Raw genomic sequence first — 21,775 nt, forward strand, 5'->3', positions numbered from 1 at the left:
GCTAAAGGGTAAGTTATCAAAAACTAATCAAAGTAAGCATAGTCAACAGGCTCGTTACCGTCTTTGTTATCACGCCCAATGCATTCAGTTTTATCTCAATTTTTACGATCTGAAGGGGGAGCAATAAGATATTTTATCTTTTGGGGGAGCGTTAGCTTGCTATCGAAAAGCTCATTTAATAGGTCTTTCCATTCTGAAAATGTCACTGTAATAGGATTGAAGCTATTTACTGCCTTGGTGACACCGTAACGCACAACTTCAACTTCAGGTTCAAATGTTCCGAATAAACGATCCCAAACAATGAGAATGCCGGCATAGTTCTTATCAATATATTGTGGATTTTGACCATGATGAACTCTATGATGCGATGGCGTATTAAATACCCTCTCTAACCAGCCAAGGTTTCGGATCCACTGAGTATGAACAAAAAACTGCAATCCCAAATTCAGTAGCACCGCAAACACTACCCAATTTGGTGGATAACCGATAACGATTAATGGCACCCAAAATAGCCACATTCCGGCCAGTGGATACATTAAGCTCTGTCTAAAGGCAGTACTAAAATTCATGTTTTCAGAACTATGGTGGACAACATGTGCCGCCCACATCCAGCGAACTCGATGGCTACAGCGATGAAACCAGTAGTACGCGAAATCCTGCAAAATGAGTAGTAGAATAAAAGATAGCACCGTGATTTCGATAGACAACAACGTCCAGTCAAAGATAACAAGATAAAGCTTCGCGATAAAGAGACCAGTGATCAGATCCGATGCTTGATGCATTGCCGCCAATGAAAAATTGCATACCACTTCTGAAAGCGTGTAATGTCCGTTTTTAGGCAACTTCCCCCGGCGCTGCCCAAGAAAATACTCAGCCAAAATACAGAGTGTAAACAGTGGTGCCATTATGAGTAACAACCACTCGGGATTCGCTACAATAGAGTTATTCATAGTCGTCTATCACCATTTCGCATAATGATCTTCGACTAAACCGATGACCTGATTGAGTTCGACTCTATGGCCTGAAGTATCAATGACGTAGCCTTCAAAATGCCCAATGAACTGACGAAAATTGCTTTTTAAAAAGTAGACATTCATCTTCTCTTTTCTGGTATTAATTGGCTTAAATTGTAGATCAACGCGCCCGTCTTTGGTGCTGACTCTCCATGTTTGCTCATAGGGTTTATGACGATCAAAAACAAAGTTGACCAGTCCAAGATGGATTCTCTGATTACCTATCCATAATACGTTTTCGCACTCGCCCGTTTCATTCACTCCCTGTGCTAAATTTAACCCCACGCCTACACCTTCAACAACGGCATTTAGGCTCGCCCAGCGCCAACTGGTTTCTCGCCTCATATAACCTGCGGAAAAATCGTAGCTGGCTAAGCAGCGAGTGATATCCTGAGTTTGCCCCCTCACCTTCAGCTCACCAGCAAGACCTAATGCATTGTGTTTTTGAGTGTATGTCCAGCCGCGATAGCCAGTGGGTGTGCACATCGCAAGGGGATAACTTTCTTGATCAGCCGTTAATTGGACATCGCACTGCACACCATTGGTATTGATTTTTACCCGCCACTCCCCTTCGTGAATCAAAAACTGAATCGCATTATGATGGATAGAGGCCTGACCAAAAGATGAGGAAGGCGTAGTTTGGTAACCCAGGTTCATTGGACGTAGCCACGACTCTTCGTGAAGAGTGTTGGACTCTATCTCATAGAGATAACAAAACCCAGAACCGAGATAGCGGATATCGGCGATCGCAATACCAATTAAGTAATCGGGTGTCACAATGCACACAAACTGAAACTGCTTGTAATGAAAATACTTAGCCCAACGTGATGCGAGACCATCCATTTCATTGAAATATTTGAACTTATCTATTCCAAGATCAGAAAATAAATTATCAAACTGGCCAAATTGTGGCTGACCTGCGTCTGTAATCAACGACCCTTGATGTAATCGCACCGATTCGCTCCTAATGAAATTGCGCCACTTCGGATTGGACATCCGACCAGTAACATATATTTAACATCATTTTACCGTGAAGTCGAGATGACACATCACAATCAGGGCATTGAAAGAGGTGAGAAAAGAAGACCAGCGTAAAGCGCCTATGCTTCAAGAGAAAAGCGGCAACGATGCTCGCTATGAGCGAGATAATGTTCAAATGTTTATAGATCACAACAAACTGCTTGCGTTCATACGACAGCAAAAAAGGAGCGGTTACAAATCGCCGAGTCGATTAAAATCAACTACCTTAGAATAAAAGCAGGGCCGCCTATCGGACCTGCTTTTATTTAAAGTTGTCGCTTGATCTCATCCAGTTCAGTTCGACTAATTTCCCCTGCCGCGTAGCGCTTCTTGGCTATTTCCAGTGGTGTCTCGCTGGGTGTCTCTCCCCGAACACGGTAGGCTAAAATCAACCAGACCAACACGACCGCGAATAGAATCCAGAATAAGAACATAGAGTGCCCTCCTGTCATCATCCAAGAGTGATAGAAGTCATGCATACCCACCTCCTATTCACTCTCTTCAGGATTGTCTAACGGTTGCCAGCGTCCATGACATCCAAAACGAGCGACTCCATCTCTGCCCTTATAATTAGCGTGCATTTGGTTCATCCATTCCTGCATCGCTTGAGGGTTTTCATGCATGCTTTCCATCCAAGCCTGCATTGCTTCAGGGTTACCCCGAAGTTCAAGCATGGCTTGATACTGCGGATTATCTTCATTCATCATTGGATGCTGAAAACCCATTTGCGCGTAGCCGCCGCCCATATGAGCTAATACACCTACTGAAAGGAGTAATGCAGCGACAATGGTTAAAGTTCTGGTTAAAGTTCTCATAATACGTCCCTCCATCTTTCTGTTTTCTTCAATTCAATTACAGCAGATCGGGCACGTCGAAGTGTGTCACAAATGCCATTAATTCTTTCATTTGATGACAGATGTCAGGTTTGACAAACTTTGCCACACTTTTCCTAACAATCTGGTTATATTGAATAATAAGACACCGTAAAGAGGCATCAGGATGGAACGCACCTACCATATTCTTGTCGTTGACGACCACGCAGAAATCCGCGACCTGCTCAAGCGCTTTCTGAGCCAACACGGTTTTACGGTAAGCGTGGCCGTAGACGGAAATGAGATGGACAAGTTACTGACCCATAGCCCCTTCGACCTCATCATTCTTGACTTGATGTTGCCTGGTAGAGACGGGATAACACTATGTAAAGAAATCCGCACGGACTCAAATATCCCAATCATTATGTTAACGGCTCTAGGGGAAGATATTGACCGAATTATCGGTTTGGAGGTCGGTGCCGATGATTACATCGCAAAACCGTTCAACCCAAGGGAGTTGCTTGCACGTATCAAGTCTGTGCTAAGACGACATTTCGCCATTCCGAATGTAACTGAGCAGATCTCGGCTATCGAGCGCTACCATTTCGCTGACTGGACACTCAATGCCATCACTCGTGACTTAGTCAATCCCGACGGTATTCTAATCACGCTTACGTCTACCGAATTTGAACTACTGTTGGCTTTTCTGACGCATCCAAACGTCGTGCTCAAAAGAGAAGACCTGTTGAAGCTCGTTCAAGGTCGAGGGGCAGATGTCTATGACAGAGCCGTAGACACACTAATTAGTCGACTAAGAAAAAAAGTCGAAACCAACCCCAAAGCGCCCAAATTGATCAAAACTATCTGGGGCGGCGGTTACCAGTTCAGTTGTGAGGTGAGTCATGACTAATTGGTACCAAAGCCTAAAACTCATTCACCAAATCGGCCTCGTGATTTTATTGGGCTTCGGATTGAGTTTTTTCCTTTCTATTTACCTCCTTTCTTCGGAGAAATCTGAAAACCTGAGTTTTTTATCATCTTCAGGGGCAATTCAAAGGGTCATTTCCGTTACTGATATTCTGGCTCAAACACCCACAGAACTCCATTCATCTATTCTTCACGCTAGTCAAAGCACCGACCTGTCGCTTTCCATTTCTCGGCGACCTCAGGTGGACGAACCTACTCGCCATTCTTCTGAAGAACTACTGCTTATGCGCAGACTTAATCAAGCCGGCCTTGAGCAGGTACATCTTGCTTTGGTCAAACGCGAGCGCCCTATCCTAAATATGAGTGATATGCATGATGCGATGATGACTGGAATGAGTATGAGAGAGATGCATAGCAGCAGAACGAGTTACGTCGCGACCATCGACGGTTCGGTAAAACTTGGCGCCGCTACCTGGCTGAACTTTTCCTCTGGCATCCAGCAAAATACGACACACTGGTCAACAGGGATTATCCTGTCTATTGTGAGTGTTATGGTCATTACGGTCGGTGGTTGTATCCTAGTCATTCATAAAGCGCTGACACCAATAAGAACGCTGGGAACGTCAGCTCGCCAATTTGCTCAAAACCGACAAGTTTCACCAATTGAAAATCAAGGGCCCGTTGATTTATTGCCCACGATCACTGCCTTTAACGAAATGCAAACTCAGTTAGCTGACTATATTCAAGAACGAAGCAAACTCCTAGCGGCTATCTCACACGATTTACGAACACCACTGACAAGCCTCAGACTAAGATTGGAATTTATTGAGGAAAGTGAAGACAAACAACAGATGTTACGTACCTTAACTATCATGGATAAGATGCTTTCTAGTACGATGAGGTTCGCAAAGGATGACAGCCAATTAGAAACCAGACAACGCACAAACATAAACAGTTTGATGCAAGCCATTGTGGATGAGTACTCGGACAAGAACGTTCATATCGAATATCAAGACACTGAAGTACTAGTCGAAACCGTTCCCCCATTAAGTATACGAAGAATGATCGAAAACCTAGTCAACAACTCCGTACAATACGGGGGTGAGAAAAACACGATTGAACTCAAGGCTCAAAAGCAAGGCGGTTTCCTAAAAATTGAGGTGAGTGATACCGGTATAGGAATTGAAGAAGATAAGCTACAGGACGTGGTCAAACCCTTTACCCGTTTAGACTCTGCGCGAGGCACTAGCGGTTCGAATGTTGGACTGGGTTTGTCCATAACCAGTACCCTAGCCAGTGCTTACGGTGGCAAGCTTGTCTTACAAAAAAACACCCCATCTGGGTTGGTTTGTACCTTTACTATCGCACTCAATACGTAAACACTGTCCATACGTAAATAGCACTAGTGACAAAGAAAAGGGCCAACATCAAGGTTGACCCTAAAAACGTGCTAGCAAAAATTCATTCGGCAGTCGACAGAATGCTATCAACTGTTCCCATTGTTACCGTTTTGTCGGCAACATGACGACCACCGTCGTCGTATAACGAAATTTTAAATCCATCATCATTTAGGCTATCGACAACTGGGACACTTAGCCACATCGCCACGATATCCCCGCATCTTTTACCTAAAGTTTCACCTAGCACTATCTGCTCATTTGCTACCTGATAAAAAGCTCGGATCTTGGATTGTTGAATCATACTTCCCCCCGTGCAGTGCTACTACTTTCAAGGTGAACTTTGATCCTACTCAAATTTTAAGAAATAACCACTCTCAATAATGAGACAAACTATGATGAGTATGAAAAATATCAGGCTAGCGTGTAGACCGATAACGAATATTCAAATAACAAATGGCTATATTCTTAAATAACAGGCTATTAGTGATTCAGAGCTTCTGGCGGTAAATACATGTCTTTTTCCCGTGTTAGGAAACCATAATCAGCGAACAACGGCTTACCCTCAAGGAACCTTCTCAACATATCTGCAGCTACCGTTCTAATCACCACCTTCTGGTCTAGCGAATTATACTGACGCTGGAATGACAATACTTGGCCCCACTCCCCTTTAGGAGTCGCCAATGCGATGGCAAAACGATTGTCGACAAGTCTGCCAGTCACTACGGATATGTCGGTATTGCAATTAGATTTTGTCGCGCCAGCTAACGCAAAGGTTGCTCCTAGCATATCTTCTTTGTCTAGCGGAGATGCCGTCATTTTACCTAAAACCCAAGATGCCGAGCAGTGCTGTGCCACTTTAGGTTCCTCTTGTAACCAAGCGGTCAATTGCCCCTGCGTTGCATGCTCGGCAATGGCTATCGATTGTTGGGCTGTTTCCAGTAGATGTCCAAGCCTTGTAAGCAATGGTTCGTCAATACTGACAACATTACTGTGTAACAGACGCTCAACTAACGATAACACTCGGTTTCTGCGCTCTAAATCAGCCGATGGACCAAATAGTTTAACTTCGATAAAGGGCAAGTACGAGCGATAACCTAGCTCAAAGCCTTCTGGAAGGTGTACTTCTTTGAGAGTGTCTGCAATGCCTGACTCTGAAAGACCAAAGGTGTACAAACGGCTGCAGCTTCTTCCTTGCAACATAGGAAATTGTGCTGTGAGATCTGGTAGAATCTGTTCTTCGATCATCTTCTTAAATTCACTTGGTACCCCAGGTGTAAAATAGAAAAGACAATCATTGATCTTCATCTTGAACCCACACGCTGTGCCAATAGGATTGTCGATAACAGTTGAACCGTCAGGTAGCATGGCTTGTTTGATGTTACTCTCGGGCATGCTCTTGCCGCGCTTGGCATAAAATTCTTTTAATCTATTGAGCCATGCTTGATGAAGAATCAATGGCTGTTCTGAAGCTGCCGATGCGACTTCCGCGGTAAGATCATCAGAAGTGGGCCCCAGCCCCCCATTGACAATCACAACATCCATATTCAGACTGAGCATCACTAATTCTTGTGTTAACGCACTACGTTGATCACCGACAGTCGCTCGCTTGTACATAGCCAAGCCATTCTCAAAAAACAACCGACTTACCCAAGCAGCATTAGTATCGACAATATCGCCGTAAAGCACTTCTTCACCGGTACTCAGCATAGCTATTTTCTTCATTTCAACCTCTTATCTTACGATATCCGTCTAGAATGACAGGTCCTGACAAAATATCAATGGCTTCACTACAGGGGACAATTCCGCTTTCTGACTGGCGAGCTACCTCCTCTTCAGAGGCGCCTAACGATATGAATTAGTGCTGCTCTACGAAATCGTTTGTCAACATAGAATGTATAAGCGACACATATTCAGAAAGATCCAGTAGCCAGAAACAAAAATAGCTAAGAGAACTCCATAATAATACTGACACTAGTAACCAAGAGAACATTGGTAGGTGCGATTGCTTCAAACGCTGGCATATCAGTGTATACAGTGGGATCCCAATAAGTACCGGAGCTAGAAGTGCACTACTTCGATAGCCATACTTGCGCCAATGACGAAGAAAACGCCGTAGCCTTGGGCGGAATACTAGACGCCTGGCACGAACATGCCAAATAGGAATAAGTGGAGCAATGACCCAGCCCACAAAGCCTGCAAACATAGCTGGCATGACGTTATAAAGAAGCATTTCTGGATAACTAAAGCCCAAAAAACGCAGCCAACGCTGGGCCTGTGTACGTTTTCCAGACGCTCAAGACCGCCATAAACAAAGCGATCGTCCAATAATATTCTTGGGCAAACGCCATAAGTAGAATCCATATCCAAACGTTATAAACATAGTGTTAGCGTGAGATTATGACAAAGACAACATTAACGTCGTGAAAGATTTTGTCTTTTTACAATAACCATAAATTAACTGTGGTTAAGTTAACTCTTTTGCTATTTAACCATCCTGCATACTTCAAAAAGTAGACATCCGTCATGCATGGCGACACGAATACTCCTAAACTGAAATTAACATTATCAGATAGTTATTCTATCTGACATCCGAGGAGGACATTGTATGAGCCGTAGTACATTCATCGTCAACTTTGTTGGCCAGGCGACACCGGCAACCATTAAACACCTGTCCGCCGTTACTCATGAAAACGGTGGGAAATGGTTAATCAGTAAAGTGAATTTTATCGAAGACCACGTGGCTGCTGTGATCAAAATCGAGCTTCCTAGCGTGAACGCTGACGTTGTCAAAGAAGCGTTTCGTTCGCAATCGGGGCTGACCACGGAAATCGTCGACACTGACCAACATGTTCACGATCACGAAAAGATATATCAAATCCGCCTTGATGCCAGCGACCGTGCTGGAATTGTCAACGAGATAACACACGTGCTTGACGCGCAAGATATCCGCTTATTGGATATGGATTGTCATCGTGTATTTATTGCTGGTGGTGGTGGGATCAGCTCTAGTCTCTTTACTGCCAATATGGCGCTAAAAATACCAACAGCGATGAATATTCAGGACGTGGCTAATGAATTAGAGTCATTAAGTGAAGATACACGTGTTATTGTTGAGTCATAAAGGCTTGTCATTATTAATAAAGACAGCAAAACTCTGTTCTTACTATTAATGAAGAGCCCCACTTTTTTAAGTGGGGCTCTTCTGTATATTCATTGGTAATCAGTTATAAACCTTGTTGTATCTTCATCTGTTTAGCGATTTTGGGGGCGAACCACAAACAAGGCGCAAGGATCAAGGATGCGGGAACAGCAGTAATCACGATAAACGATTGTAATGATGCAATTCCACCATCCCCCATCGAAATAAGTACTATCGCGACAGCACCCATGACAATTCCCCAAAATGCCCGAATCGCTGCATTTGGCTCTGTGTCTCCGGTCATTACCATAGTGATGGTATAAGTCATAGAATCTCCAGTGGTCACAATAAACGTGGTCGTCAACACTAGAAATAACACCGAAATGAGCATCGGAAATGGCAGCTGCTGGGTTATCGCTAACAGTGCGCCCGGCATATTAAATCCTTCAAATCCTGCTTTGATCACTCCAGGGTTAGCCAGTTCAAACGCAAGTCCCGAGCCGCCCACAATACTAAACCAAAAACAGGTAATCAGTGGGGCTGCAACACTTATCGACAAGATAAGCTGACGAATAGTTCGTCCGCGAGAGATGCGAGCAATAAAAATCGCCATCATTGGACCATAGCCAATAAACCATCCCCAAAAGAACACCGTCCACCAGCCTAACCATTGAGTATCACCGCGATAAAGCGCCATCGGAACAAAGTTGTCCACCATGGTACCGACACCTTGAAGGTAACCATTGACAATAAACTCTGTCGGGCCAGCCACAAGGATGAATAAGATTAGCGCTACCGACAAGATAATGTTGTAACGACTGACAAGCTGGATGCCTTTATTTACGCCGCTTAGTGCCGACAATGTGTAAAAGGCCACTGCAACCAAAACAACTACCGCCTGAGTAACAAAAGTATCAGGAATTGAAAACAGCGAGTCCAATGCGTAGCTGATTTGCAGCCCTAAAAAGCCAATAGGGCCAATCGTACCCGCTGCAACAGCAATGATACTAAGAGCATCAACCACGCTACCCAGCCAGCCTTCTATAACCCTCTTGCCAAACACAGGATAGAGTAAGGTGCGTGGTTTGAGTGGTAAACCTTTGTCATAATGAAGATGCATGAGAACAATCGTTGATAAACAACCTAGAATGGCCCAAGCCAAAAATCCCCAATGCATGAATGACTGAGAAAGTGCGTTTACAGCCTTCGTTTTAATGTCAGTATCACCGTACATAGGCGGAGAAGAGACAAAATGTGCAATGGGTTCAGCCGCTGCCCAAAACACTCCGCCCCCAGCAAGTAGCGTGCACAAGATTATCGACATCCATTTGAAGTTTTCAATCTCCGGTGATGCTAACCGACCTAACCTGACATCACCGGTTCTTCCAAAGGCCAAAGCCAAACCAATGAGAAAGTTGGCTAATAGAAAGACTTGCCAAAATGCACCAAAGTACTTAGTTGCTTGTTGAAATCCGCTATTCACCAATGAGGAAAGTAACGGCGGGTTACTAAGCGCAAGTAACACGAACAAGACTAAAAAAGAGCCGCTTAACCAAAATACTGGATTGCGCATTTCAAGTTTACTGGCTATTTTTTGGAAGTATTCAGAAGTGTTTGTCGTCGAATAACATACCCCTGAGTTTGGAAGTGCTTCAGCGGCAGGTTTGAATTTTGACATCTGTTGTTCACTATATTTTGCTTAACGAGCAAGCAATGTGTATGGCCTTCACCGCTCTCATAAAAAGTGTGAGGTTGGTCATAAAAGCCGGCGATGCTAACACACTTAAGTCAACAGCACACCTTTATATCCAATGTTCTTTAATTGATAAACGCTGAAAGCATTAAACTATCGACCAGATGAATGATGCGACCTCTAAAGTTGCCGGCCATTAATCGATGCTCTAACCAACGTTTTTAGAAGCTAACTTTCGGCTTAGAGAAAGGCATACCAGACACTATTGTGAGACTTGAGCTTTAAACACCTCCGTGTTTGGATAGAACGCATACCAGGCAAACCAAAATAGCAGAGTCGATGGCAGTATCTTTCCACTGTCATCCGTAACCCAGGCCGATTGATTTTCACGGTCCCAATGGATGGTGTAGAGCTGTTCTTCAAAGCCGTACTCAAACGTTTGCTGACCATTTTTGCTCAGTTCAGCGAAAGGGAATGCCACAACCGAAGATTCACCCTTGAAACCTAACACCATCTCTTTGGAGTGATACTGCTTGGGTGCATTGCTTGCGACAGGGAAATAGATCGCTGTGTTCTTGGAATAACCGGCGTATGGGTCACGGCTATAGTCTCGGCGATACCCTGTATCAGTCGAAAGCACCAAGCTCTGAGGGTAACGCTCTATCCAACTTGACCAATGCGCTAAAGTTAACGGCAGTTGTTGCAACTTTGTTCCTACCAATTTGCCAGCAACGGCACGCCCATGGATCTGAGACCACAAGGATTCTGTTTCCCTGTCGTACATCAATACATCAGAATTATACAGTAGACCAGAAACGCCAAAAGTCAGTACCTTTCGATCTAAATGCTTACTCTGGCTAGCTAGCATGGCAGTCTTAAATGCCATCCCACTGCCACAAAGTGGGCAGTAACTGACCACAAACGGCATATTCTGAATCTGGTCATTGACAATTTCATGCCAATTGAGAATACGCAAGGGATAAGCTTTCGCCTCACCATTGATTTCAATACCAAGAACAATATCATCAGGCTTTAAATAATGAGCTTCGCTTGAAGAGAGAAACTTGGGCGTGTCGAGTGAAGGGATGCCATCACGAGGAGGCCCCCCTTTTTGTACAAGATAAACGGGAACCTGAATATTACTAAGATCAAAGCCATTAAGCGTTTTGCCGACCACAATACATGGCCATATAAATACAGCTAGTAGCAATCCCATTCGATAGCAATGCGACATTTGATGCCTCCACAATCACAACCTCACTCCCCTAAAAGACCGAGTCACTAGCCTATTGCTTTCAACCTCTATTTTTGAGGCTCTTCCTGTATAGTCGATGTAACCTCGATGCTGACACTGTGAAGCTTGCCAGCAGTTTTAAATGACCAAATGTGTGTAAAGGGTGGAGTATCTAGCGCGGCAGGGCGAACATAGAAGAGAGCACTGCCCGCTTGATGAAAAGAACGGACAGAACCCATTGATTGGTGATTAATGAAACTCGAGCATACCTTGAGTCAAAATGAAGTCGATAATAACATCGAGTCCATGACTCTCTTTCAGGTTAGTAAACACATACGGTTTGGTTGGACGCATTCTTTGAGTATCTTGTTCCATCACTTCTAGTGACGCTCCCACATAAGGTGCGAGGTCGATCTTATTGATGACGAGTAGATCCGAGCGAGTAATACCAGGACCGCCTTTACGAGGGATTTTTTCACCCTCTGCCACATCAATGACATAAATAGTTAAATCTGCTAATTCTGGGCTGAAAGTGGCACTTAGATTATCACCGCCACTTTCTACAAAGACGACATCAAGGTTTTTATGCCGCTTCGCGAGCTCTTCTACAGCAGCAAGGTTCATTGAAGCATCTTCACGAATAGCGGTATGAGGACAGCCTCCCGTTTCTACGCCAATGATTCTATCTGGCTCAAGTGCTTCTGCCCGGGTAAGGATCTTCGCATCCTCTTGAGTATAAATATCATTGGTGACGACCGCGATATTGAGCTTGTCGCGAATTGCTTTACACAAGACTTCTAACAACGCGGTTTTACCTGATCCTACTGGACCACCAATGCCAATTCGTAACGGTTGTTTGTAACTTTCCATAGTATTTCCTATTTCATCATCTTGTTTCGCTGTTTTTCATTAAGAACGAAAAAGCCGGGTATATTGTGTTTCATGTAGACTACTGGCAATGGACACAGAAGGCGTAAAACTGCCAATCATCCAATCTTCTGTTTGCTCGGCAATCCGTAAAGCTTTCGTGAATTGATCGGATAGATTGATCAATGCAATCTGACCATCAGTCTGACCAAGAGGCACCAACTTAACGCCAGCCATCACTAAGTTCTCCGCCCAGCTCCACAGGTAGCCTTTTTTCAATGCCATTAGATCGATATTCCAATGCACTGCAGCCACGCAAAACCCAAGAAGTTGATTAGCGGGATAGTCAGTTAATTCAACCCCATCGGCTTCAATTTCAAGCCGATTAAGTAACGTATTGAGTGCCAACCCGCGCTGTTTTTCCTCTGCTCTAAGCTCTTTCGTCTCTCGGCTGCTATGAAGCATTTGTGAAAGGTAGTGGATCTGAGCCGTATCCTTTGCTTTAACGGCGACATAAAGCCTATCGATAATCGGCAGCTCAAGCGTGGCAACGCTGCTAAACAACATATTGCTCAGCCATTGTTCCATCGATGTTCTGTCAGTAACCCAAGTGGCCTCTACCGCCCATTCCAAACCCTGCGAGTAAGTAAACCCGCCAATAGGAAGAGATGGGCTAATGAGTTGAAACAGTCGATAGCTCGACACATCATTATCAATAGCAGCATTAACTGTCATAAACTAAGCAGCCATTAAAAACAGTGAACTCGCGGTTGCAACACCAACCGATAACCAACGCGACGCTAGCCCTTGTCCCAATTGAGTGCCCATTGCCATTAATGCACTCGCTCCTAATGCCATACCTAAAGAGAATTGACCTAGCGTTCCTTGCGCCTCAACACCGTGCGCATACCCGTGGAAAAACATCATTCCGATACACAAACCGACGGCCAACTTCACCATACGCTGTGACACACTAAATACTTGCCAGATAGCTAAACTCACCATAAACAAGGACGCAACAATCGCCAATTCAACACCCGACACTAAGCCAAAGACTTTACCCGCCAATAAGCCAGCCATAAGAGTGATTAACGCGCTCGCCAATAAGCCTAGTTTTTGTTTCTTGGTGGCCGTTAAGCAGCCAACAAGTAAGCCAAAAGCGACCAACATAATAAGATGGTCAATACCAGTAACAGGATGAAGCAGACCACTTGTGAACGCAGTTGAATCATGTCCTGGGTGGGCCAACGCCACTGCAGGAGAAAGAGAAAGAGCGGCTACGCTAATTTTGACGAACGTTGATTTCATTGAAATGTCCTTTTCTTGTTCTTTATTGTGTTTACTATTGTAAGTTGCGTGTCATACCAATTAAGTTCTGTATTTAGTGGTGGTGATGACCCCCACCACTTTTCCCTCCATAGGCACCACCTTCAGGTTCAAAGGGCTCGAGCTCTACCGTTACTTTCGCTCCTAGGCCCTCAACCATTTCATCCAGTACGTGATCGTGCTGGTAACGAACCCAACCAAACTCGACTTGCAATGGCACATGACGATTACCAAGATGGTAGGCGACACGAGTCAGTAAATGTAAGTCACTGCAATATATGGACGACACTTTCTCCGGTGCAGCTTTCACTTCAATCACCAAGCCACATCGGCTTTTTAACTGCTCACCACCTCGCAAAATATGCCCTCGCGGCAAGAAGAGTCCTGCGTCACGCCCATCATCAAGGATGACTTTTAGGCGGCTTTTAATGCGACTATCAATCGGCAAGCTCAAAAATGCATGAGGCTTCGTCGTAAGTTGTTCTGATATTTCTGTCAATTCTATCAATGTGTTGTCCTCAATCACTCAAAATTCAAAGACGTGCTAGGGTAAAGGTGGTTAAAATAGAAAGTAGCGCTGAGCCATAGGCAGCACTTCCGCCGGTTCACACACCAATAACTCGCCATCTGCTCGCACCTGATACGTTTGCGAGTCGACTTCAATATTGGGTTGCCAATCATTTAACTTCATGTCGGCCTTGCTAATGGTTCGGCAATGTTTAGCAACACCAATCAAGCTCCCTAGCCCTAACTCAGAAGCAATGCCCGCATCTTGCGCAGCCTGAGAAACAAACAGCATTGAGGTGTTTTGAGACGCCTTACCATAGCTACCAAACATAGAGCGATAATGAACCGGTTGCGGGGTTGGGATCGACGCATTCGGGTCACCCATTGGTGCCATGGCAATCATGCCACCTTTCAAAATGACGCTAGGTTTGACACCGAAAAATGCCGGTTTCCAAAGTACTAAATCCGCCAGTTTCCCTACTTCAATTGAACCAATTTCATGCGCCATGCCATGGGTAATCGCGGGGTTTATGGTGTACTTAGCGATGTATCGTTTTAGGCGAAAGTTATCGCTATAGCTAGAATCTTGTTTCAGACTGCCACGCTGAACTTTCATCTTATGGGCGGTTTGCCACGTGCGAGTGATGACTTCCCCCACTCGTCCCATCGCTTGCGAGTCTGACGCGATCATCGAAAATGCGCCAAGGTCATGCAAAATATCTTCCGCCGCAATGGTTTCACGTCGAATGCGAGATTCAGCAAAGGCAACGTCTTCCGCGATCGATGGTGACAAGTGGTGACACACCATGAGCATATCTAAATGCTCGTCTACGGTGTTAACGGTATACGGTCTCGTGGGATTGGTTGAAGAAGGCAGTACGTTTGACTCGCCTGCCGCTTTAATGATATCGGGCGCATGGCCACCACCGGCGCCTTCTGTGTGATAGGTATGAATGACGCGGTCACCAATCGCGCCCAATGTCGACTCAACAAATCCAGATTCATTGAGCGTATCGGTATGAATGGCGACCTGCACATCCATCTCATCAGCAACGGTCAAGCAGGTATCGATTGAGGCAGGCGTCGTTCCCCAGTCTTCATGCAATTTAAGACCAACAGCACCCGCTGTCACCTGCTCGCGAAGCGCTTCAGGTTGACTTGCATTGCCCTTGCCAAGCAAACCGAAATTCATTGGAAACTGGTCAAGAGACTCAAGCATGCGATGCATATTCCACGGACCCGGCGTACAAGTTGTGGCGTTGGTGCCGGTATTGGGCCCAGTACCACCACCAATCATGGTTGTGACACCGGATGCTAAGGCTTCTTCGATTTGTTGAGGACAAATAAAGTGGATGTGAGAGTCAATACCACCCGCAGTCAGTATTGAGCCTTCACCCGCCAGCACTTCCGTACCCGGACCCACAATGATATCAACGCCCGGTTGGATATCGGGATTGCCCGCCTTACCAATCGCTTGGATACGACCATTTTTGACGGCAACGTCTGCTTTGATGATGCCCCAGTAATCAAGAATTAATGCGTTGGTGATCACAAGATCTGGCGTTTCACGACTTGGCCTTTGACTTTGACCCATGCCATCACGAATCACCTTACCGCCACCAAACTTTACTTCGTCTCCATAGACCGTGAGGTCTTTCTCAACTTCTAGCCATAATTCAGTGTCCGCTAAACGCACTCGGTCCCCTACAGTAGGGCCAAACATCTCAGCGTATGCTTGCCTTGATATACTCGCCATTGTTCTTCCTTGTTGTTATCTTCCGTGTTGAACTAGTGTCAAGCTTGTTGCACCTTGCCCATGACTTTTCCTTGAAAGCCATAAACTTCGCGTTTACCCGCAAAAGCCACCAGCTCTACTGTGCGAGACTGACCTGGTTCAAAGCGTGTTGCCGTTCCAGCAGCAATATTAAGTCGATAGCCACGCGCTAATTCGCGCTCAAAACTGAGCGCTTCGTTGACTTCAAAGAAATGGTAATGGGAGCCAATTTGCACTGGACGATCACCTAAGTTTTCGACCTTTATCTTGAGAGTTTCACGCCCAACATTGAGCTCGATATCACCCTTAGCAGTCTCAATCTGCCCGGGAACAAATCCCTTATAATTGGTTTTTGAAGTGGTCATACTCCCTCCTAGACTATGGGTTCGTGAACAGTGACAAGCTTGGTCCCATCGGGAAAGGTAGCTTCAACTTGAACATCAGGAATCATAGACGCAACGCCCTCCATGACATCTTCAGTGGTGAGTAACGTCCGACCAAAATCCATCAGCTCAGAAACCGTTTTGCCTTCGCGAGCCCCTTCTAAGATAGCGCTAGAAATAAACGCGACTGACTCCGGGTAATTAAGTTTCAACCCCTTATCTTTGCGTTGTTTTGCCAACATTCCCGCGCAAAAGATCAGTAACTTATCCTTTTCTCTAGGAGTTAATTCCATTTATATGCCTTATTGTCATCAGTGTTGAATACGCTTACGTCGCCCAAATTCTTGGTGGTTCTGGGCATTCTTCAGTCCAGTGCTCACGCGTCAATTGCCAAACTTTTTGAAAGCAATCCAAGATCACTTCACTCCAGTTCCCTAATGCTCTAATAACCAATAAGTTTTCCAACTGACTCGCCGCAATGAGCAGCGCACCTTCTTTGTATTCTTGTTGTATGTTAATGAGCAAGCTCTGTACCAACTGATAGAAATCATCGTCGTCAATGGAAATATAAACCGTCCCCATCATTTGATACCCCAGCAAACCCTTATCTTTCAAAACCTTATCATCGCCTAGTACATTTAACCCCTCGGTAAGGAGCAACTTATTATCGAGGTAAATTTCTGTTTTTCCGATTAAATGACCAGCGCTGTATCCCTCATTTAGTGCAGGCCGACCAAAACAGTGCATCTCCCAGCCCAAAAATTGTGCACCCGTTTCGAGGAACACTTGCGTGTCCATACGAACATGAGCATCAGGAAAAAAAATGTTCTCTTGCGGTAACCATTCCAGTCGAGAATCCTTGCTGACATGCAAAGTTTGTTGCTGTTTGGCGTACTTAGACTCCGAACGATAAAACTTGGTCGCTCCTGGTGTGGTAATCAACGCTTTAGCACCCTGTTGCGCTTGAACTTTTATCTGCAAGGTATCCCCGCCCACCACCCCGCCTGGCGGATGCAGTAGGTAACTATGACAAGGGTTTCCTTCTGGATATAGGGGACGCTGTATCGCGAGTGGTCCTTGTTGAGAACGGTGTTTCAGTACTGTTTTATCACCACGGTCAATGAAGGTAAGATCTAAGACCGCTTTCCAACCAAACTCCGTATGTGTGTCGATTACCCGACCTAATGTCGCCTCTGTACCTGTCAGTGAACATGACATTGGTATTGTTTCAGCACTACTCATACCGTTAAATATTCCTTTATCAATTGCTCATTGAGATCCGTCATTGTTCCCTCTGCGACTTGCCTGCCTCGATCAAGAATACAAAACTGATCCCCCACTTTTCGTGCAAAGGGCAGCTTTTGCTCAACCAACAATACAGTGAGGCCCAATTCTTCGTTGAGCATACGGATAATGTCACCAATCTCTTGAACGATATTGGGTTGGATCCCTTCGGTTGGTTCATCCAAAATCAGTAACTTGGGGTTAACGACTAGCGCTCGACCAATAGCTAACTGCTGCTGTTGCCCTCCCGATAGATCGCCACCGCGGCGATGCAACATCTCTTTAAGCACGGGAAATAGATCGAAGATAAACGCTGGGATGGTCCTGTCTCCCTTAGCGCGGATCGGCAATCCAACTTCGAGGTTTTCCTGAACCGTCAACATTGGGAAAATTTGACGACCTTGCGGCACATAACCGATACCCATGCGCGGTCGGGATTCAGCATCGTGTTTGAGCAGTGACTCACCATTCAATTGAATGTCGCCACTTTTCACTTTCACTAAGCCCATGATGCATTGCAATAATGTCGTTTTTCCGACGCCATTGCGCCCCATCAATACGGTGCATTTGCCCTCTGGAATAGACATATCCAGATCCCATAGGGTATGGCTCTCACCATAGAATTGATTTAATGATTGGATTTGCAGCATGTTATTCCCCTAGGTAAACCTGTTTGACTTCTGGATGGGCCTGAACTTGATCCATGGTGCCCTCTGCCAGTACATGACCTTGGTGCAACACGGTGACATGACTGGCGATAGAGCGAACAAAATCCATATCATGCTCCACCACCACCACTGAATGCTTTCCAGCTAATGAGTTAAGAAGCTCGGAGGTTCGGTCCATTTCTTGGTGAGTCATCCCGGCTACTGGCTCGTCCACCAGTAATAGCTTGGGGTTTTGCATCAGTAACATGCCAATTTCTAACCATTGTTTCTGACCATGGGACAGGTTTCCGGCATGACGTGCCGCATGGTTTTTAAGATGAATGAGTTCCAATACCGACTCCAACTTGTCTTTTTGCTCGCCCGAAAGCCTGGCGGTATACGTCCCCCATACACTTCTAACACCCGACATGGCCAATTCAAGGTTTTGCCATACCGATAGACATTCAATGACCGTCGGTTTCTGAAATTTACGCCCGACACCAGCGTTCGCAATTTCTGACTCATTCATGTTGAGAAGATTGATATTAGAGCCAAGCCATACTTTTCCCGTATCAGGCGTAGTTTTGCCTGTGATAATGTCCATCATCGTGGTTTTGCCGGCACCGTTGGGGCCGATAATGCAACGCAATTCCCCTTCTTTGATGTAAAGGTTAAGATCGTTAATTGCTTGAAAGCCGTCGAAACTCTTGTTAACGCCTTCGACATACAAAACAATATTGTGACGAGTATCAATCAATGGATGATGGTCTGGCTTAAGAAAGGAAAACACCTCATCTCGACGACCGAACTCTTGAACCGTACTTTTGACTTGCTTCGCTCGATTTAATGTTGTCATGCGGTCGCCTCCTTGGCTGCTTTGCCCGATGGTGGTGTCGTATCTTCAGTGGAGCCTTTCTTTTTTATCAGTTGAACCTTGTCCGAAATGAAGCCGATAATGCCTTTGGGAAAATACATGGTTGACAGTACAAACAGGCCGCCTAAGGCAAATAACCAAACTTCAGGAAACTCAACCGTAAACCAACTCTTGGCATAGTTGATCACCAACGCACCGACAATGGCACCGAACAAGGTCGCCCGACCGCCAAGCGCAACCCAAACCACTATTTCAATGGAGTTGAGCGGTGCGAACTCTCCTGGATTGATAATGCCAACTTGGGGGACATACAATGCCCCGGCAATACCCGCAATGACCGCAGACAATACAAAGATCCACAGTTTGATCCCGTCGACGTCATACCCCATAAAGCGAGTACGCGATTCAGTGTCACGAATGGCCATTGAAACGCGCCCCAAACGACTGCTAATGACACTTCTACACACGACATAACTCAGAATGAGCGCAATGCCCGTAACCATAAACAATGCTATTTTGGTGCTATCTTGTTGCAAGCTGTAGCCAAGAATGTCTTTAAAATCAGTCAGTCCATTGTTGCCGCCAAAGCCCATCTCATTGCGGAAAAAGGCCAGCATCAAGGCGTAAGTGAGTGCTTGGGTCATAATAGACAAATACACACCAGAAACCCGCGAGCGAAATGCCAAGTATCCAAACACGTAAGCCAACAAGCCCGGTGCCAGTACCACCATCAAACACGCAAACCAGAATTGGTCAAAGCCCTGCCAAAACCAAGGTAATGCTTGCCAATCAAGGAACACCATAAAGTCAGGTAAGATCGGATTGCCATACACCCCTCGGTCGCCAATTTGACGCATGAGATACATGCCCATCGCGTAACCACCAAGGGCGAAGAAAGCGCCATGCCCAAGGCTCAAAATACCTAAATATCCCCATACGAGGTCTACGGCTAACGCCAGCATTGCGTAGCTTAGGTACTTACCCATTAGTGCGATGGTAAAGGTTTCAACATGAAAAGGATGACCCGCTGGTAACATAATGTTAGCCAGTGGCACCAAAATGACGGTCGCTAGTACAGCGAATACCGTTAACTGACCGCCTTTGTCTCCACGCATAGCCGACAGCACAAAAGATTTTGTTAGCATAATAGTTGTCCTTAACCTTCTGCTGCTCGTCCGCGTTGGGGAAATAATCCGCGAGGACGTTTTTGAATGAACAAAATAATGAATACCAGAACCATAATTTTCGCCAGCACAGCGCCAGCCCATGGCTCAAGGATCTTATTGAATAGACCAAGAGAAAGCCCTGCGACCAATGTGCCCCAAAGGTTGCCAACACCACCGAAAACCACCACCATGAACGAATCGATAATGTAAGCCTGACCCATGTTAGGTCCAACATTGGTCAGCTGAGATAGGGCTACACCCGCCACTCCAGCTACACCAGAACCTAAACCAAATGTCAGCGCATCAACACGTTCAGAACGAATACCCATCGCTCTAGCCATACCGCGATTTTGGGAGACGGCTCGCACTTGTAAGCCCAGTGGGGTTTTCTTTAGCACGGTGACAAGCGCGATAAATACCATGATGCAAAACAAAATGATGTAGAGGCGATTGTAGGTGAGCGATAACATAGGGTTAATGTGCAGCGCTCCCGACATCCACTCGGGCGTACTGACCGAACGATTCAATGGAGAGAAAATCGACCGTACCGCTTGCTGCAGAATTAGACTAATACCAAAAGTCGCAAGAAGGGTCTCTAGGGGGCGACCATAAAGGTGACGAATGACGCTTCGTTCAATTGCGATCCCCACCAGTCCAGAGACCATAAATGCAACAGGAATGGACAGTATCAATGCGAAACCAATCTGATTCGGCATCAGCTGTTGCATGACGTAGGTGGTATAAGCACCGATCATAATCAGTTCACCGTGCGCCATATTAATAACCCCCATCACCCCAAAGGTGATGGCAAGGCCAATACCCGCCAGAACCAACACGGACCCTAAACTTAAGCCAAAAAAGACCGTCTCCACACCGGAGTATATCTGCTGGCTTTGTTGATAGCGCTTGAGTGCTTGCTCTGCCGCTGCGCTCACTGCTGGATCTTCTTCTGATTTCAACACTCTATTGAGCGTTTGGAGCACGACCGATTGCTTGTAGAGCGAAAGTGTCTCTATCGCGGAAATTCTTTGTTCTTTCGCCGCCCCTGTCAACGCATCATCGATCGATACCGCAAGCAGGAGGAGATGAGAAACGTCACCGTCCTTCTCAGCGTCCAATCGTTTACTTAATCTCGCCATTACCGCTTCATCGGTTTGCCCTAGCAACGCGTTCACTGCACTCAATCTAACGCTAGGGTCGCTATGCTCTAACCCTAGTGCCGCAATTTCCAGACGAATCAAGCCGCGTAGTTTGTTGTTCACTTTCACTTTTTTAAATTGGCGTGACTTTTCTACCGCAAGTGTAGCGTCGCCCCATGCGCTGTCGGCTTGTGGCTGGGATTTGATGTCAGCTGATATGTATAAATGTTGATAGTGTTCACTTTTTCGATCGTTAAAATAGAACAAGTCACCATGTAGCCATGCAGTAAGTACCGATTTAGCAACGTCATTGGACTCGTTCTCTACGATCCATGTTATCGCGACTTCTTTCTGAGGGTTGTTTTTTCCTATGAGCGCTTGAGAGAAAGACTCTCTGTCACTAATGCTGGCCAATGCGACTTGAGTACTCAAAATAAGGAACACCACCACTTTCAATAAATGAGTTATGGTTTTCATGAAATGCGTCCTTTTTTGTTCTGTCCAAAGTCCATGTAGTGGTAGGACAGAAACGAAAAGGTGCTTCTACAGCTCAATGTAGAAGCACCAAAA

Annotated in this window: 24 protein-coding genes; 3 read left to right on the top strand and 21 right to left on the bottom strand. The window is 45.6% G+C overall.

Features of this window, described 5'->3' with window-relative positions; genetic code table 11:
* Window positions 1–95 precede the first annotated feature (95 nt).
* From LNL84_RS00325 to LNL84_RS00340, 4 genes are all read right to left on the bottom strand, one after another.
* The gene (locus LNL84_RS00325; RefSeq protein WP_244354103.1) at window positions 96–950 is read right to left on the bottom strand and encodes a sterol desaturase family protein; all 855 of its coding nucleotides are present in this window, start codon (window positions 948–950) and stop codon (window positions 96–98) included.
* A 9-nt stretch (window positions 951–959) separates the two neighbouring features.
* The gene (locus tag LNL84_RS00330) at window positions 960–1,967 is read right to left on the bottom strand and encodes a DUF2804 domain-containing protein (protein WP_425244268.1); all 1,008 of its coding nucleotides are present in this window, start codon (window positions 1,965–1,967) and stop codon (window positions 960–962) included.
* Between the two features lie 332 nt (window positions 1,968–2,299).
* Window positions 2,300–2,512, bottom strand: coding sequence for an SHOCT domain-containing protein (locus tag LNL84_RS00335; protein ID WP_244354107.1), 213 nt, complete (start codon window positions 2,510–2,512; stop codon window positions 2,300–2,302).
* A gap of 9 nt (window positions 2,513–2,521) precedes the next feature.
* On the bottom strand, window positions 2,522–2,848 hold the full coding sequence (locus LNL84_RS00340) for a hypothetical protein (RefSeq protein ID WP_244354109.1): 327 nt from the start codon (window positions 2,846–2,848) through the stop codon (window positions 2,522–2,524).
* Window positions 2,849–3,032: 184 nt separating this feature from the next.
* On the opposite strand from LNL84_RS00340, the gene LNL84_RS00345 reads away from it, so the two are divergent.
* A complete protein-coding gene (locus tag LNL84_RS00345) occupies window positions 3,033–3,755 on the top strand; it encodes a response regulator (protein WP_244354112.1) in 723 nt (240 codons plus the stop codon).
* Window positions 3,748–5,151, top strand: a complete 1,404-nt coding sequence (locus tag LNL84_RS00350) for a sensor histidine kinase (protein ID WP_244354114.1) — start codon at window positions 3,748–3,750, stop codon at window positions 5,149–5,151. The genes LNL84_RS00345 and LNL84_RS00350 overlap by 8 nt, the downstream gene beginning before the upstream one ends.
* Window positions 5,152–5,233: 82 nt before the next feature.
* On the opposite strand, the gene LNL84_RS00355 is transcribed toward LNL84_RS00350, so the two are convergent.
* From LNL84_RS00355 to LNL84_RS00365, 3 genes are all read right to left on the bottom strand, one after another.
* On the bottom strand, window positions 5,234–5,473 hold the full coding sequence (locus LNL84_RS00355; protein ID WP_244354116.1) for a hypothetical protein: 240 nt from the start codon (window positions 5,471–5,473) through the stop codon (window positions 5,234–5,236).
* 179 nt (window positions 5,474–5,652) lie between these two features.
* Window positions 5,653–6,894 (bottom strand): CinA family nicotinamide mononucleotide deamidase-related protein, encoded by a 1,242-nt coding sequence (locus tag LNL84_RS00360; RefSeq protein WP_244354118.1) that lies wholly within the window; start codon window positions 6,892–6,894, stop codon window positions 5,653–5,655.
* A 133-nt stretch (window positions 6,895–7,027) separates the two neighbouring features.
* Window positions 7,028–7,402 (bottom strand): hypothetical protein, encoded by a 375-nt coding sequence (locus tag LNL84_RS00365; protein WP_244354120.1) that lies wholly within the window; start codon window positions 7,400–7,402, stop codon window positions 7,028–7,030.
* A gap of 375 nt (window positions 7,403–7,777) precedes the next feature.
* Here LNL84_RS00365 and LNL84_RS00370 point away from each other — a divergent pair, with 375 nt between their 5' ends.
* Window positions 7,778–8,293: a glycine cleavage system transcriptional repressor gene (locus tag LNL84_RS00370; protein ID WP_244354122.1), complete on the top strand. Its 516-nt coding sequence runs from the start codon at window positions 7,778–7,780 to the stop codon at window positions 8,291–8,293.
* A 103-nt stretch (window positions 8,294–8,396) separates the two neighbouring features.
* Here LNL84_RS00370 and LNL84_RS00375 read toward each other — a convergent pair whose 3' ends face one another.
* From LNL84_RS00375 to urtB, 14 genes are all read right to left on the bottom strand, one after another.
* Window positions 8,397–9,989, bottom strand: coding sequence for a BCCT family transporter (locus LNL84_RS00375; protein ID WP_244354124.1), 1,593 nt, complete (start codon window positions 9,987–9,989; stop codon window positions 8,397–8,399).
* A gap of 277 nt (window positions 9,990–10,266) precedes the next feature.
* Window positions 10,267–11,238: a DUF3179 domain-containing protein gene (locus LNL84_RS00380; RefSeq protein ID WP_244354126.1), complete on the bottom strand. Its 972-nt coding sequence runs from the start codon at window positions 11,236–11,238 to the stop codon at window positions 10,267–10,269.
* Window positions 11,239–11,487: 249 nt separating this feature from the next.
* Window positions 11,488–12,108: an urease accessory protein UreG gene (ureG, locus tag LNL84_RS00385; protein ID WP_244354128.1), complete on the bottom strand. Its 621-nt coding sequence runs from the start codon at window positions 12,106–12,108 to the stop codon at window positions 11,488–11,490.
* A 39-nt stretch (window positions 12,109–12,147) separates the two neighbouring features.
* Window positions 12,148–12,840, bottom strand: a complete 693-nt coding sequence (locus tag LNL84_RS00390; protein WP_244354130.1) for an urease accessory protein UreF — start codon at window positions 12,838–12,840, stop codon at window positions 12,148–12,150.
* A 3-nt stretch (window positions 12,841–12,843) separates the two neighbouring features.
* Window positions 12,844–13,413 carry a HupE/UreJ family protein gene (locus tag LNL84_RS00395; RefSeq protein ID WP_244354132.1) on the bottom strand — a complete coding sequence of 190 codons (570 nt, stop codon included), beginning with the start codon at window positions 13,411–13,413 and terminating at the stop codon, window positions 12,844–12,846.
* Between the two features lie 73 nt (window positions 13,414–13,486).
* On the bottom strand, window positions 13,487–13,939 hold the full coding sequence (ureE, locus tag LNL84_RS00400) for an urease accessory protein UreE (protein WP_244354134.1): 453 nt from the start codon (window positions 13,937–13,939) through the stop codon (window positions 13,487–13,489).
* Between the two features lie 51 nt (window positions 13,940–13,990).
* Window positions 13,991–15,694, bottom strand: coding sequence for an urease subunit alpha (gene ureC / locus LNL84_RS00405; RefSeq protein WP_244354136.1), 1,704 nt, complete (start codon window positions 15,692–15,694; stop codon window positions 13,991–13,993).
* A gap of 38 nt (window positions 15,695–15,732) precedes the next feature.
* On the bottom strand, window positions 15,733–16,077 hold the full coding sequence (locus LNL84_RS00410; protein WP_244354139.1) for an urease subunit beta: 345 nt from the start codon (window positions 16,075–16,077) through the stop codon (window positions 15,733–15,735).
* 8 nt (window positions 16,078–16,085) lie between these two features.
* Window positions 16,086–16,388 (bottom strand): urease subunit gamma, encoded by a 303-nt coding sequence (gene ureA / locus LNL84_RS00415; protein WP_244354141.1) that lies wholly within the window; start codon window positions 16,386–16,388, stop codon window positions 16,086–16,088.
* A gap of 34 nt (window positions 16,389–16,422) precedes the next feature.
* Entirely contained in the window at window positions 16,423–17,337 is a 915-nt protein-coding gene (locus tag LNL84_RS00420; protein ID WP_244354143.1) for an urease accessory protein UreD, read from the bottom strand.
* Complete coding sequence (urtE, locus tag LNL84_RS00425) at window positions 17,334–18,029, bottom strand: urea ABC transporter ATP-binding subunit UrtE (RefSeq protein WP_244354145.1); 696 nt, start codon at window positions 18,027–18,029, stop codon at window positions 17,334–17,336. The genes LNL84_RS00420 and urtE overlap by 4 nt, the downstream gene beginning before the upstream one ends.
* 1 nt (window position 18,030) lies before the next feature.
* Window positions 18,031–18,882: an urea ABC transporter ATP-binding protein UrtD gene (urtD, locus tag LNL84_RS00430; protein ID WP_244354147.1), complete on the bottom strand. Its 852-nt coding sequence runs from the start codon at window positions 18,880–18,882 to the stop codon at window positions 18,031–18,033.
* The gene (urtC, locus tag LNL84_RS00435; RefSeq protein ID WP_244354150.1) at window positions 18,879–20,045 is read right to left on the bottom strand and encodes an urea ABC transporter permease subunit UrtC; all 1,167 of its coding nucleotides are present in this window, start codon (window positions 20,043–20,045) and stop codon (window positions 18,879–18,881) included. Before urtC ends, urtD begins: the two co-directional genes overlap by 4 nt.
* An 11-nt stretch (window positions 20,046–20,056) precedes the next feature.
* Window positions 20,057–21,682, bottom strand: a complete 1,626-nt coding sequence (urtB, locus tag LNL84_RS00440; protein WP_244354152.1) for an urea ABC transporter permease subunit UrtB — start codon at window positions 21,680–21,682, stop codon at window positions 20,057–20,059.
* Window positions 21,683–21,775 lie beyond the last annotated feature (93 nt).

It is taken from the genome of Vibrio gelatinilyticus (assembly GCF_022836845.1).
Taxonomy (GTDB): domain Bacteria; phylum Pseudomonadota; class Gammaproteobacteria; order Enterobacterales; family Vibrionaceae; genus Vibrio; species Vibrio gelatinilyticus.

Bases quoted from the DNA above. Each gene is read 5' to 3' on its own strand.
- ureA (WP_244354141.1), bottom strand. From the start codon at position 16,388: ATGGAATTAACTCCTAGAGAAAAGGATAAGTTACTGATCTTTTGCGCG.
- ureG (WP_244354128.1), bottom strand. From the start codon at position 12,108: ATGGAAAGTTACAAACAACCGTTACGAATTGGCATTGGTGGTCCAGTA.
- LNL84_RS00340 (WP_244354109.1), bottom strand. From the start codon at position 2,848: ATGAGAACTTTAACCAGAACTTTAACCATTGTCGCTGCATTACTCCTT.
- LNL84_RS00410 (WP_244354139.1), bottom strand. From the start codon at position 16,077: ATGACCACTTCAAAAACCAATTATAAGGGATTTGTTCCCGGGCAGATT.
- LNL84_RS00395 (WP_244354132.1), bottom strand. From the start codon at position 13,413: ATGAAATCAACGTTCGTCAAAATTAGCGTAGCCGCTCTTTCTCTTTCT.
- LNL84_RS00325 (WP_244354103.1), bottom strand. From the start codon at position 950: ATGAATAACTCTATTGTAGCGAATCCCGAGTGGTTGTTACTCATAATG.
- LNL84_RS00380 (WP_244354126.1), bottom strand. From the start codon at position 11,238: ATGTCGCATTGCTATCGAATGGGATTGCTACTAGCTGTATTTATATGG.
- LNL84_RS00350 (WP_244354114.1), top strand. From the start codon at position 3,748: ATGACTAATTGGTACCAAAGCCTAAAACTCATTCACCAAATCGGCCTC.
- urtC (WP_244354150.1), bottom strand. From the start codon at position 20,045: ATGCTAACAAAATCTTTTGTGCTGTCGGCTATGCGTGGAGACAAAGGC.
- urtD (WP_244354147.1), bottom strand. From the start codon at position 18,882: ATGACAACATTAAATCGAGCGAAGCAAGTCAAAAGTACGGTTCAAGAG.
- LNL84_RS00335 (WP_244354107.1), bottom strand. From the start codon at position 2,512: ATGCATGACTTCTATCACTCTTGGATGATGACAGGAGGGCACTCTATG.
- LNL84_RS00390 (WP_244354130.1), bottom strand. From the start codon at position 12,840: ATGACAGTTAATGCTGCTATTGATAATGATGTGTCGAGCTATCGACTG.
- LNL84_RS00365 (WP_244354120.1), bottom strand. From the start codon at position 7,402: ATGCTTCTTTATAACGTCATGCCAGCTATGTTTGCAGGCTTTGTGGGC.
- ureC (WP_244354136.1), bottom strand. From the start codon at position 15,694: ATGGCGAGTATATCAAGGCAAGCATACGCTGAGATGTTTGGCCCTACT.
- LNL84_RS00345 (WP_244354112.1), top strand. From the start codon at position 3,033: ATGGAACGCACCTACCATATTCTTGTCGTTGACGACCACGCAGAAATC.
- LNL84_RS00370 (WP_244354122.1), top strand. From the start codon at position 7,778: ATGAGCCGTAGTACATTCATCGTCAACTTTGTTGGCCAGGCGACACCG.
- urtB (WP_244354152.1), bottom strand. From the start codon at position 21,682: ATGAAAACCATAACTCATTTATTGAAAGTGGTGGTGTTCCTTATTTTG.
- LNL84_RS00360 (WP_244354118.1), bottom strand. From the start codon at position 6,894: ATGAAGAAAATAGCTATGCTGAGTACCGGTGAAGAAGTGCTTTACGGC.
- urtE (WP_244354145.1), bottom strand. From the start codon at position 18,029: ATGCTGCAAATCCAATCATTAAATCAATTCTATGGTGAGAGCCATACC.
- LNL84_RS00355 (WP_244354116.1), bottom strand. From the start codon at position 5,473: ATGATTCAACAATCCAAGATCCGAGCTTTTTATCAGGTAGCAAATGAG.
- LNL84_RS00375 (WP_244354124.1), bottom strand. From the start codon at position 9,989: ATGTCAAAATTCAAACCTGCCGCTGAAGCACTTCCAAACTCAGGGGTA.
- LNL84_RS00420 (WP_244354143.1), bottom strand. From the start codon at position 17,337: ATGAGTAGTGCTGAAACAATACCAATGTCATGTTCACTGACAGGTACA.